Genomic DNA, 12,440 nt, shown 5'->3' with positions numbered 1-12,440 from the left:
CGTTTCCTAAACCACGATGCGCCTATCCTTGCGCCCCCCTCAACGGGAACAACGGGCAGTTTACGTTTGATGGCAAGGCGGTGTAACGAACTGCTGGCGGCTCTTCCAGCTGCAGTGCCCGATGCGTCGGCGGAGAAAGCTCGTGATTCCAGTCGAGCAGAGGGGAAGTCCTTCATGAGCGTCCTTCGGGTGAGCGAGCGCTACCATCACCCGCAGGAGAGCTCCTGTTCAAGGAGTCGTGCAGCGGGGCACCGCCGCGGCGAGCCCACGCCGGGCACCCGCTTCACGCTCGGCACGGCGGCGTCCAACTACCTATATCAACAACTTATCCATGCATCGAGGGGCCGCGTTCACTCCACAGCCTGCGGGGCACGTCTCGAAACCGTTGATGTCCGGCATCACCACGTCCAGCAGGATCAGGTCGGGTCGCATGAGGCGGGTCCGCTCCAAAGCCTCGTCACTGCCCTCTGCGATGAGCACCTGATGACCCACGCATTCCAGATGATCCACCAGCACGGTGAGATTGGCTGGCGTGTCATCCACGAACAGGAGCGTGCGGGTGCGAGCACCGGACGCTGTGGCTCTGCTCATGATCGCTGGTCGCCCCCGATGCGCCTCGGCGAAAGCCCCAGCCTCGCCTCCGGCTCGCCCCCCTGCAGGCGCTCCTCGACCAGGCTGCGGATCGCCTTGGACTGGCAGCTTTGCGCCAGGCGATCCAGGCGGTCGGCGAAGGGGCGGTAGCGTTCGTCAAGGGTGGTCAGGTAGGCCGCCCGCTTTCGGATGTCACGCATGTTGCCCTTCAGGGCCAGGGTATGCAGGACTTCCATCTGCTCTCGGGGTGGCACCACGAGCTCCGTGCCCTCCCCGTCCCCGGCTTGCTTCTCGGCCGGTCTGGCATAGAGCCAGGTGAGCCCGAGCCGGGCGCCGATGATCCGCAGCAGGCTTTCCTGGTCAATCGGCTCGGTGAGGAAGGCGTCGGCGCCGGCGGCAATGCTCCAAGCGTGGTCTTCCTCGTTGGCGCTCGCGGAGACCACGATGAACGGCAGCCGCGCGAGCCCACGAGCCTGGCGATTGCGACAAATGCACTGCATGGCTTCCAGGCCCCCCATCACCGGCATGACCAGATCCATCACCGCCAGATCCGGCGACGCCGCCATCTCCTGCTCGACCGCCTCCTGGCCATTGGTCGCCTCGCAGATCTCGAAACCCAGGCCGCTCAGCAGGTCCGAGAGCACCGCCCGATTGCCTACCACGTCGTCGGCAATCAGCACCTTCCGGCGCGGCCCCTCGTAACCGATGGCGTCCCGCTCGGAGGGCTGGAGGGATGCTGCGAGCTCGGTCACCGGCAGCGTCACCTCGAACCAGAAGCGGCTGCCTTCGCCAGGTCGGCTTTGCACGTGGATCTCGCTGCCCATGAGGTGCACTAGCTGGCGGCTTATCATCAGCCCAAGGCCGGTCCCGGCGCGACGCCGCACATCCCCCACCCGTTCGAAGGGCTGGAAGAGCTTGGCCAGCTGCTCCGGCGTCATTCCGACGCCGGTATCCTCCACCTCGAACCGCAGGCGCACCGCGACCCTGTCATGGGCGAGCGCCTGCACCCCGAAGCGCACCCGCCCCCGATCGGTGAATTTCACCGCATTGCCCAGGACGTTCAGCAGCACCTGGCGCAGGCGCTTTTCGTCGGCCAGCACCGCCTGGGGCAGGGGGGCGTGGCCTCATAGATGAAGTAAAGGCTCTTCTGCTCCGCCCTGACGCGGATGATGTCGGTGACGACCGTGAGGAAGGTCGAGAGAGGGATCGGTTCGGGGTAGAGCTCGAGCTTGCCCGCCTCGATCTTGGCCAGGTCCAAAAGGTCGTTGATGAGGGTCAAGAGGTGCTGGCCGCTCTGCTGGATGGTGTTGAGCCCTATCGCCTCGCGGTGCTCGAGCGCCAGGGAGCGCTTCAGGATCTGGGCATAGCCGAGGATCGAATTTAGCGGCGTGCGCAGTTCGTGGCTCATGTTCCTCAGGAACTCGGTTTTCGCACGGCTCTCGGCTTCGGCCGTCTTGCGGCCTTGGCGCTCCGCTTCAGCCTGCTTGCGCTCGGTGATGTCGGTGGAAATGCCGCAGACGGCATAGGGCTGCCCCGCCGCGTTGCACAGGGGATACTTGAGAGAGATGTAGGTGTGCAGCCCATCGTCCTGGGGGACCACTTCCTCGGCCTGCAGCGCCGTTCCGGTGGCCAGCACCTGTTGGTCGACGGCGCGGAAGGCATCGGCCCGCTCCCCGGGAAAGACATCGTAGTCGGTTCGGCCGACGATCGCTTGCTCACTGACGTGGAACAGCTCGGCGTAGCGCCGGTTGATCATCAGGTAGCGACCCTCGAGATCCTTGAGGTAGATGATCGCTGTGGAGTTGTCGACGATCGACTGCAGCAGCTCTTTGCCGTCCCGCACGGCCTGCTCGGCTCGGCGGCGTTCGCTGTTCTCCTGGAGCAGGTCGGCGTAGAGCGTGGCATTGGCGATCGAGATGGCGGCCTGGGCCGAGAGCAGCTCCAGCACCGAAAGCCGCTCCGGGGTGAACGCGCCGGCGATGAGGTCGTTTTCCATGTAGAGAAGCCCCACGAGCTCCGCCTGCCGCAGGATGGGCAGGCAGAGGGCGGATTTGGGGTACCGATAGAGGTCGTCGCTGGCGACGATGGGATTCCGTGCCGTCCCGTCGTCCAGGATCACCTTCTCTCGACTGCGCCGGACGTAGTTGAGGAGGGGTGCCGGAAGATCCGAAGGGGAGGCTTCGGGCTCGTGGGGAATACGCACCTCGATCTGGGTGCCCTCCGCCCTCGCCTCGGCCGTCAAGAACAGGGTCTCCGCATTGCCGCGGGTGCGCGCGAGCTCGGCGCCGAGCAGGGCGCTGCGGTGCGCCAGGTTCTCCGGGCAGAGCTCCGCCCAGCGCGAGAGTTTTTCAGCAAAGAGCTCCGCGCGGGCGAGGAAGAGCGCGCGCTCTTCCGGGGAGACCACGTCCGCCGCCTGCGTGAGCGCGACGCCGGCATAGAAATGCAATGCGGGGGCGCCGAACCAGGCCGCCACGGTCGGGATCTCGAGGTTCAGCGAGAGCGCGGCGCGCGCCGCTTCCTCGAACGCGCCCTGGAAGACGTCGAGGAGCACGACGTACAAATGGGCGAAAAAGAGGGAGACCACGTTGCCGCTCCAGCGCGGGTCCTCGATCACCTCGTCGATATCGACCCATGCGCCCTTGAGCTTGGCGGGGCACTTGGTCTCGACTGAGAGCTGATGCGCAAGCTGTGCGGCGGCGCCCAACTTCCAGGTAATGGTGTTGCCCGTGTCGAGCTTGCATATCGGCTGGTAACCCTTCGCCTCGGCGAGGAGGTCGGAGAGCGGGAGGCCGCGCAGGACGCTGTTCGTGATGCCGTTGATTGTGGCGTAGAACGCCCAGACGTACTGGCCCGTTTCGAGCCCGGCGTGCATAGCGATGAGCAGCGACTCCTTGCAGGCGGGGTAGCTCTCTCTCCAGGGCTGCACGAGGCAGCCCCAAGAAAACCGAAGCATCGCCTCGGACTTCTTGTCCGGATATCGCTCCGAAAGGTCGATGGCGGCGCGGCCGAAGCGATAGCCGAGCTCGATGTCACCGCGGCCGCACAGGAAGTACCCGAAGCTGATGCAGCCGCAGATCGCGTGCTTCGATAGTCCGTGGCGGAGCGTGTTTTCGAGGACTTTCGCGACCGCGATGCCGAAGTTGTTGGGGCTCAAAGACGCGCATGGAAAGCAGAGCTCCTCGAGCACGTCCTGCATGGCGCGGATCTCCGCGTCTGCGAGCGGCGGCAGGTCTGGCAGCGCCTCGAACGTCTTTTCGTGGACGAGAGCCATCGTCGCCCGAATCTGGGCGTCGACCATCGCTTCGCCAGGGAAGGGGGGCAGGTCGATGCCGAACGGGCGCAGGGCCGCGAGTCCCTCCGCGAGCGCGGCGGGCAGGTCGTTCTTGAGCACCTGCACGCCTATCTTGAGCCGCAGCACCTCGGTGCGATCGAGCCGGCTCGTGGCGCGCTCCAGGCACTCGGAGAGGACCGCGAGGGCGTCGTCGTGCTGGCCACAGAGCGCGAGGATGAGGCCCGTCTTCATCCCGTACTCGCGGCGGAGCGGGTACTGCGACGTCCAGGCGTCCTCCGGAAGGCGCAGAAAACCGAGCTTCAGGTAGCGCAGGGCGGCGTCGAAGGCGGACGAGTCCTCGGCACGGCAGGCGGCCTCGAGGCTCATGCGGGCCAGGAACAGGCGCTCCGCGGGGTCCGACACGAGGTCGCCTGCGCTGCTCAGGTGGCTGACGACGTCGAAGAGGTTCTGGCTCTCGGACAGGTCCAGCTTGCTCGCCAGCAGTCGGCCGATCCGGAGGTGGAAGGCGGGCCGGTCCGCCTCCGGGATCATGGCGTAGGCGCCCTCCTGGACCTTGTCATGGGCGAAGCCGTAGCCATCGCGCCCGGGCGTCACGAACCCCTCGCGCACGGCGGGATCGAGGCGGCTGTACGCTTCTTCCTGTGAGCACTCGCTCACGGTGGCGAGCATGTCGAGGTCGAACCGGTTGCCGATCGCCGCGGCGAGCTTGAGCGCCTCCACCGCCTCCGGCCGCAGGCGCGCGATGGTGCGCACCATGAGGTCGACGACGTTGTCCGTGTACGCGAGCGCGTCGATCCTGGCGAGGTCCCAACGCCAGCCTGACCCGGCAGCGAACGTGAGCACGCCGTGGTCGTGCAGCGACCGGACGAACTGCTTGACGAAGAACGGGTTGCCGCCGGTCTTCTTCTGCACCGCATCGACGAGCGGCCCGCAGTCGTCGCGCTTGAGGCTGTCCGAGAGCATCTGGAGCAGGTGCGGGCGCGCGAGCGGGGCGAGGACGATGTCGCGCACGACGAGCCCGGCGAGCTTGAGCTCCTCGATGGCCCGGATGAACGGGTGCCCGGGCGACACCTCGTTGTCGCGGTAGGCGCCGCAGAAGAAGAGCGCCTCGAACGAGTCGTCGGCGAGGAGAGAGCGGAGCAGCCCGAGGCTCGCGGGGTCGATCCACTGGAGATCGTCGAGGAACAGGACGAGCGGGTGCGCGCTGCGCGCGAACACCGAGACGAACAGCAAAAAGCACCGGCTCAGGCGGTTCTGCGCCTCGAGCGGGCCGAGCGCCGGCACGGGCGGCTGCGCGCCGAGCACATGGCCGAGCGAGGGGATGACGTCGCAGACGACCTGCGCGTTCGGCCCGAGCGCCTCGAGGATCGCGCTGCGCCAGCGCTGGATGCGCGCCTCGCTCTCGGTGAGGATCTGCCGCACCAGGCCGTCGAACGCCAGGATCACCGCGCTGTAGGGCGCGTCGCGGTTGTACTGGTCGTACTTGCCGCTCGTGAAATAGCCTTTCTGCCGCGCGAGCGGCCGCAGGATCTCCTGCACGAGCGAGGACTTGCCGATGCCCGAGTAGCCGGAGACGAGGACGCTCTCGCGGCTGCCCTCGAGCGCGCGCTCGAACGCGGCGGTCAGGGCCTCGATGTCCTGCTCGCGGCCATAGAGCTTCTGGTGGATCCGGAACAGGTCCTGGCGATCGTGCTGGCCCGCGATGAAGGGCTCGATCGTCCCCGTGCCGCGCAGGGCCTCGCGACAGCGGTCGAGGTCGGCGAGCACGCCCTCGGCGCTCTGATAGCGGTCCTCGGCGTTCTTCGCGAGCAGCTTGAGCACGACGCCGGAGAGGGCCTCGGGGATCGTCGGATCGACGCGGGACGGCGGCGCGGGTGCGAGGGCGAGGTGCGCGTGGATGAGCTCCATCGGGTCGCGGGCCTCGAAGGGGCGCTGACCCGCGAGCATCTGGTAAAGGATGACGCCGAGCGCGTAGAGGTCCGTCCGGTAGTCGACGCCACGGTTCATGCGGCCCGTCTGCTCGGGGGAGACATAGGGCAGCACGTCGGCGATGACCGCCGGCGCGTAGAGCCGCTCGTGGGCGCGGGTGATCTCGGCGTCGATGCCGAAGCTCGTGATCTTGACCGCGCCGCCTGCGTCGACGAGCACGTTGTGCGGGCGCAGATCGCGGTGGATGAGCCCCGCCGCGTGCACGGCGGCGAGGCCTTCGGCGAGCGCGGCCGTGAGATCGAGCGCCTCGCAGAGCGGCATTCTGCGCGACGGTCGCGCGGCGAGGATCCGCGCGAGATCGGGGCCCGGGAAGTCCTCGAGAACGACGATCAGGGCGCCGGCGAGCTCCTCGACGCCGCGCAGCGCGACGAGGCGGGGTGAGGCGAGCTGCGCGATGCGCTCGCACTGGTGCTTGAAGCGCGCGATCTCGGCGCGAGTCGCTCTCTCCGCGCGCAGGACTTTCAGCAAGACGGGGAGACCGTCGCCCTCGCGGCACGCGCGGAACATGCTGAAATCAGCGTGTTCCTCGATCTTCTCGCGGAGCGCATAGCCTCTTTCGACGAACATCGACAGCCTAACCTCGCTCGCCTGCCCGTGAAAGGCGGTGCATTCAACCAGTTATATCTCCGCGGGGGAGGTCTGCACCGAGCTGTGCCGCCAGGGGGTTGGCGCTGCCGACGCCCCCCGGTCCGCCAACATCCTAGCGAACCAGGTTCAGGCGCCGGTCGCCTCGACCGCCACGATCAGCCGGCCGAGCGGCTCCAGACCAGCCGGGGCGGAGCCAGGGGCGGTGAGCACGCGCTAGAGCGCCGACTCGGGGAGCCTCAGGCCGCAGCCGACGTCCAGGATCGACAGCTGCACGCCCCGGGGCGCCTCGCGCACCGACGCCACGGGGCCGTGGCCAGGGAGCTCGCGGCCCGCGACGTCGGTCAGGAACGCCTCGAGCACCTGCCCGAGCTCGCCGCGGTGCCCGAGGGCGTGAATGTCTCGGCTGCGCGTGGCATCGGAGGGACACGCGCCGTATCGATTCGTGGTACCCGGCGGGGACCCTCGGGCATCGCCTGGGCTCGAGGAGATCGCGATGGGTCGCAGCCGATTCCGCTGGGAGCGCGATCGACCGGGCCGGCCGGTTCGCGCTGGAAGCGCTGTTGATAGACAGGAGCAGGGCGGGGGCGCGCGCGGCGCGCGGTGGGACATCCGGGGGCTTCGCCCCGGCTGCGCGGCGATGGGTGGTGGGGTGCTTTGGCCGACGGTGGGGTCTCTGGAACCGCCAAGCGCGCCAAACACGCCAAGAAAAGCACAAAGATCTTGGCGTCTCATAGCGCCTTGGTGGCTCCCTCATTCCGGCGAACCCGCGGTGCCCGGCGACGGGAACCGCGGGGGCTCACGGCCTGATCTCTGCGGCCTGGCCCATCCCGTCCCGACTAAAATCCGGCGACTTACTAAATTGTGTTGCCATAGTCGACTGACGCATCTACAGAGTTAATCGTGGGAGACCGCGCGTGCATGGCGCTCCCGCGTCGCAGGGGTATCAGGGCGACGGCGGACTCTCATGACCAGTGGACCAGTCGCTCGGAGTCCGACCGCGCATGATCCTGCGGTGCCCGGCCAAGGGGACCGCGGGGGCTCACGGCCTGATCTCTGCAGCCTGGACCATCTCGTCCGGACCAAGATGCGCCAAGCGCACCAAATGCACCAAATGCAACTGACTTACTAAATTGTGTTGTCGTGGTCGACTGATTCATCTATATATCTAATCGTGGGGGACTGCGCGCGCATGACGCTCCCGCGTCGCGGGGGTATCAGGGCGACGGTGGGCTCTCATGACCATTAGCCATTGGCGGAGGGTATGATTCATGGACAAGCACATCCGATATGCTCTATCGACCCTGCTCGCGGCTACCTCGCTGGGCATGGCGGGGACAGCTCACGCATACGTGACCATCACGGGGGACGTGTCGCCCGGAAGCCCGAGTGACCCGTGGGATCTGGGGTCGGGCACCCTCCGCGTCGGCGGCGCGAGCAACCCCTGGGAGCCCTCCTTCAATAGCGGGGAGGTGATCGTCGCGAGCGGCGGGCAGCTGCTCAGCGCGGGCGCATTGCTAGGAAATGATCGCAGCGGCACGGTTCAGGTCATCGGGTACGGCTCGAAGTGGACCAACAGCGGATCCATCCAGATCTGCGTCAGCGGCGATGATTGTCATGGGCTGCTCCTCGTCCAGAACGGCGCCGAGGTGCTCACCGAGGATCTCGTGGTGGGCGATCGCTCCTCCCAGAACCATGGGGTCCTGCGCGTCGAAGGGTATGACGCCACCGTGACGAGCCTGGGGGATACGTACGTCGGCCTCCGGGCGCAGGGCAGCGTCGAGCTCAAGCAAGGGGCGAGCTTCTTCTCGAACAATGTCTACATCGGCGGTGGGTTGGGCTGCTCGATCTGCAACGGCCAGGTGACCGTGGCAGGCTCCGGGACGAAGTGGGTGAGCACAGGAGAGTTCGTCTTGGGTGCGCACAGCCTGGGCACGCTGGACATCGACCGGGGCGAGGTCTCCACGATCAATGCCAGGATCGGCTACCGAGATGCTCTGATGCGCCCCTCGGCCAGCGTGCATGGTTGGGGTGGTACGTGGACCAACCAGGGGCTCTTTCGCGTGGGGACGGTGCAAGGGAACGGCGAGCTCACCATCGGGGCGTACGGGAGCCTCGTGACGGAAGATACCGAGATCCACTCCGAGCTTGGCGGGGCCTTCATCAAGGTGAACGACGTCTACTCGTCATGGCTCAACAGCGGCGACGTCACCGTCTTTGCCAGCGGCAATCGGTCTCCGTCGATGGTGGTCGGCAAGGACGCCTTCGTGAGCATCGACGGCCTCCTCCGGACCGCGCCGAAGGCCGTCGGGCTCTATCCCTACCTGGGGCCCTCCGTGCGCATCGAGGACGGCGACCTCATCGCGGGCGCCATGGAGATCGAGGCGGGAGACCTCGACTTCGCCGGCGGGCGCCTCGAAACCGGCAGCTTCGTGGGCGATCTCGCCAACATGCAGTCCGGCGAGCTCTCGGTCGGAGAGGCTCACCCGGCGACGGACATCGTCGGCAGCTACAGCCAGGGGCCGGGGGCCGCCCTGAGGATCGTCGTCGGGGGATCGAGCCCCTCGCCGCTCCTCCAGGTCGACGGGGACCTCCTCGTCGATGGGGCGCTGGAGGTCGTGCCGGCCGACGGCTCCGTGCCGTTCCAGGTCGGGGACACCGTTGCGCTGCTCGGCTGGGGTGGCGGCCTCGCGGGGACGTTCGCCGCCGTGAACATCGCCCTGCCGCTCGCCCCAGGCCTCGCCTGGGACACCTCGGCGCTCTACACCACCGGCGAGATCACCGTCGTGCCCGCGACCTGATCGCGCCACGCCGGGCCCTCACACCCCCTCCACGCCCCGGACCAGCGCCGGAGCGGCGTTGTCCCAGGCGACGAAGCGATCGCGTCAGCCCGGCACCACCTCCTCGGGCGGCGCGCACCCGCGCCGCCCCCGTGTGCTCGTCCCCCCCGGCGCCCGCGCCTACTTCGGGCCCGCCCTGCCGATCGCGATGACGTTCTGCTGCGCGGCCGGCTTGCCGCCCTCGTTCGCGGACACGAACGCGCGCGGGTGCGCCCTGAGGAGCGTCACGGTGAGCGTGATGCCCCAGCCGTCGTTCGTCTTGAGCTCTGCGTGACCGTGGCTGTCCTCGACGGCCACGATCAGCCGGCCGAGCGGCTCCAGACCCGCCGGGGCGGAGCCAGGGGCGGTGAGCACGCGCTGGAGCGCCGACTCGGGCAGCCCCAGGCCGAAGCCGACGTCCAGGATCGACAGCTGGACGCCCTGGGGCGCCTCGCGCACCGACACGACCGGGCCATGGCCAGGGAGCCCGCGGCCCGCGACGTCGGTGAGGAACGCCTCGAGCACCTGCTCGAGCTCGCCGCGGTGCCCGAGGGCGTGCGTCGCGCCGCGGATGGGCTCGAGCCGCACGGCCCGGCCCGTCGCGCGGGCGGCGCTCGCGACGGCATCGGCCACGACGTCGCCGAGCTGAAAAGCGCAGAGCGGATCGGCGGCGTCGCGCACCGCGAGCGGCCGCACGTTGTCGGACACCGGGGCGGCCTGCTGGACGGGGATGAGCGCGGCGACGTAGCCCGCGATCCACGAGGAGCCGTCGGACTCGCGCCGCAGCGGGCGCACCGAGAGCACGGCCGGCTCGGGCGCGCTGACGCTCAGCTCGATGCCGTCGTCGCTCGCCATCACGCTGGAGAGCGACACGGCGGCGTCGCTCGCGGACGTGGCGCCGAGGACGTCGCCCAGCGTGAGCGAGCCCGGCGGGAGCGCGGCGCTCGCGCTCTCCGCGGGCACCGTGACGTCGCGCGCCCGCAGCCACTTCGCGAACTCCGGCGCGACGAAGCGGACGTCGCCGAAGGCGTCCGCGTACAGCAGCCCGACCGGCGCGCTGCGCAGCATCGAGCCGAAGAGCTGGAGGTCGTCGAGCGCGACGCGCGCGCCCTCGACCAGATCGTCCTCCGGCGAGCCGCCGCCGCGCGCCTCGCCCGCGCCGGCCTGCGCCGTGCGCGCGAGGCGCTTCCTGCGCAGGAGCAGCGCGAGCTCGCGGCCGACGTGCTCGGCCCGCTCCGGCTCGCGCGAGAACGTCTGCTCGGCGACCGGGCCGCAGAAGAACACGTACCCCTCGATCTCGCCGAACGCGATGAGCGGGACCACGACCGCCGGCATGTCCTGCTTGGCCAGGAACCGGCGCGAGAGGCGGATCGCCGGCACGCCCTGCTCGCTGCTGTACGGGGGGCGGCGGACGTCGCGGCGGAGCTCGGCGACGAAGCTCTCGCCGCCGCCCTGCCTGTCGTTCCAGAACCGGAGGTGCCAGCTCCCCGCGGGCAGCTCCGCGATGAGCACGAGATCGGCCGGGTGCGCCTGCTCCGCGAGGCGCGCCACGCGCGGCCAGAACTCCTCGTCCGGCAGCGTGTGGACCCCCTGCATGCGGAACAGCGCGGCGCGCTGGATGAGCTCCGCGGCGCGATCGACGGAGCGCTGGACGACGAGCCCGCGCACGATCATGACCCCCGTGAACGCGACAGCGAGGCCGAACAGCGCGCTCGGAAGCGCAATGAGGCTCGCCTCGGCCCGCGCGGCGAGCACGCCCTGCCCCGCCGCGAGCGCGAACACGCCGAGGAACAGCGCGACCGTGGCGACAAGGCTCCCGTAGCGGCGGCGCGCGATCCACACGAGCCCGCCCGCGAGCAGCACGAACAGCGCCGGCACCCACGCCGGCGCCGCGGCGCGCCGGCCGCCGTCGAGCAACCCGCCGAGCACCGCGGCGATGCCCCTCCCCGGCGGCAGGGCCGACGTCGCGACCGCCTGGGGGGCAACGCCGCCGGCGCCCACCGCGACCACGGCGACGCGGCCCTCGAGCGCGCTCGCGGGGACCTGGCCGTCCGCGAGATCGCGCAGGCTGACCGCCGGGACGCTCTGCGGCGCCTTCTTGAGCACCCAGGGCGCCGCCGAGACGCCGAGCGCGCCGAGCTCCGGCGCGCGCTCCCCCGGCGCCAGCGGGAAGAAGCCGACGACATCGCCGGCGCTCAGGCGGAGCAGCTCGGGCGGCATCCGGACGACCGGCGCGGCGCCCGCGGCGCGCGTGGCGTTTGCGGCGCTCGTGGCGTTCGCGGCGCGCGTGGTGTTCGCGGCGCTCGCGGCGTCGCCGCCGCAGAACGCGTCCGCCGGGGGGATCAGCAGCGCGCCGCGCGCGCGCCCGCGCTCGAGCAGCCCGGGGAGCGAGCGCTCGCAGAGCCCTTCGCGCAGCGACTCGGGCGAGGCCGTGACGAGCAGCACCTGCGCGGACGGCGCGGCGTCGGCGAGCGCGGCCGCGGTGAGGCCGCGCGCCACGTAGTCGAGCCGATCGAGCGGCGCCACGGCGGCGATCAGCGCCCCCGCGACGATCGAGAGCACCTCGGGCCTGAGCCACCCGAAGCGCGCCGCATCCGACTGCGCGCCCATCGGGCGCGGGATGCGAAAGGGCTTGGGGATCCGCGGACGGTAAGTCTTCGCCATAATCGCTGAAGGCCGCGGCCTCGAGGGGGCGCGGGACGCCCCGGGCAGCCTGAGCGTCGCATCGTGGTCGAATCAATACAATTGTCCACCCGGGTCCGCCGCGCCAAAAACATCGGCTGTGCGACGAGAAGGTCGCTCCCCAGGGCCGCAGGCGCAGCCGTCGCGCCCGCCTCTATCGTCCTCCGGTGCGCCGCGATCTCCGACCGGGCCGCGGCGCCGCGGTGAATCCCGGGCCGCGGCGCCGCGGCAAATCTGGTCGCGCCAGGGTGCGACGTGGTGCTCCCAACGCTCCGCCGAGGCGCGTTGTGTTGCGGGCGGCGCACGTGTGATGCGACGTCAGCGCCCTGTGACGATTCGGCTGGATCGGCCTGTCGGAAGGCGTTTGAATCGTTGCTGCGTATGCGCCGTGCTTCACCTGTGCTTCGTGCCGCGCCCATCCTCGGCCTGCTCAGCTTGGTCAGCAGCGTGGCCTTCTCGGCCTCGAGCTGTGGCTGCGAGTC

6 protein-coding genes are annotated in these 12,440 nt (G+C 69.6%); 1 reads left to right on the top strand and 5 read right to left on the bottom strand.

Annotation, left to right across the window (positions count from 1 at the left end):
* Positions 1-312: 312 nt before the first annotated feature.
* The 4 genes from WMF14_RS40955 to WMF14_RS40940 form a co-directional block, all read right to left on the bottom strand.
* The gene (locus WMF14_RS40955) at positions 313-591 is read right to left on the bottom strand and encodes a response regulator (protein WP_437795552.1); all 279 of its coding nucleotides are present in this window, start codon (positions 589-591) and stop codon (positions 313-315) included.
* A complete protein-coding gene (locus tag WMF14_RS40950) occupies positions 588-1,691 on the bottom strand; it encodes an ATP-binding protein (protein ID WP_437795550.1) in 1,104 nt (367 codons plus the stop codon). The genes WMF14_RS40955 and WMF14_RS40950 overlap by 4 nt, the downstream gene beginning before the upstream one ends.
* Positions 1,652-6,439 (bottom strand): AAA family ATPase, encoded by a 4,788-nt coding sequence (locus tag WMF14_RS40945; RefSeq protein WP_437795547.1) that lies wholly within the window; start codon positions 6,437-6,439, stop codon positions 1,652-1,654. Before WMF14_RS40945 ends, WMF14_RS40950 begins: the two co-directional genes overlap by 40 nt.
* Positions 6,440-6,673: 234 nt before the next feature.
* The gene (locus WMF14_RS40940; protein WP_437795544.1) at positions 6,674-6,820 is read right to left on the bottom strand and encodes a hypothetical protein; all 147 of its coding nucleotides are present in this window, start codon (positions 6,818-6,820) and stop codon (positions 6,674-6,676) included.
* 908 nt (positions 6,821-7,728) lie between these two features.
* Here WMF14_RS40940 and WMF14_RS40935 point away from each other — a divergent pair.
* Positions 7,729-9,258, top strand: coding sequence for a hypothetical protein (locus WMF14_RS40935; protein WP_437795542.1), 1,530 nt, complete (start codon positions 7,729-7,731; stop codon positions 9,256-9,258).
* A gap of 159 nt (positions 9,259-9,417) precedes the next feature.
* Here WMF14_RS40935 and WMF14_RS40930 read toward each other — a convergent pair whose 3' ends face one another.
* Positions 9,418-11,940 carry a hypothetical protein gene (locus WMF14_RS40930; protein ID WP_437795539.1) on the bottom strand — a complete coding sequence of 841 codons (2,523 nt, stop codon included), beginning with the start codon at positions 11,938-11,940 and terminating at the stop codon, positions 9,418-9,420.
* Positions 11,941-12,440 lie beyond the last annotated feature (500 nt).

The sequence above is a fragment of the Sorangium sp. So ce693 genome, from assembly GCF_051521375.1.
In the GTDB taxonomy this organism is placed as follows: domain Bacteria; phylum Myxococcota_A; class Polyangia; order Polyangiales; family Polyangiaceae; genus Sorangium; species Sorangium atrum.
This window is presented reverse-complemented; position numbering and strand designations above follow the sequence as displayed.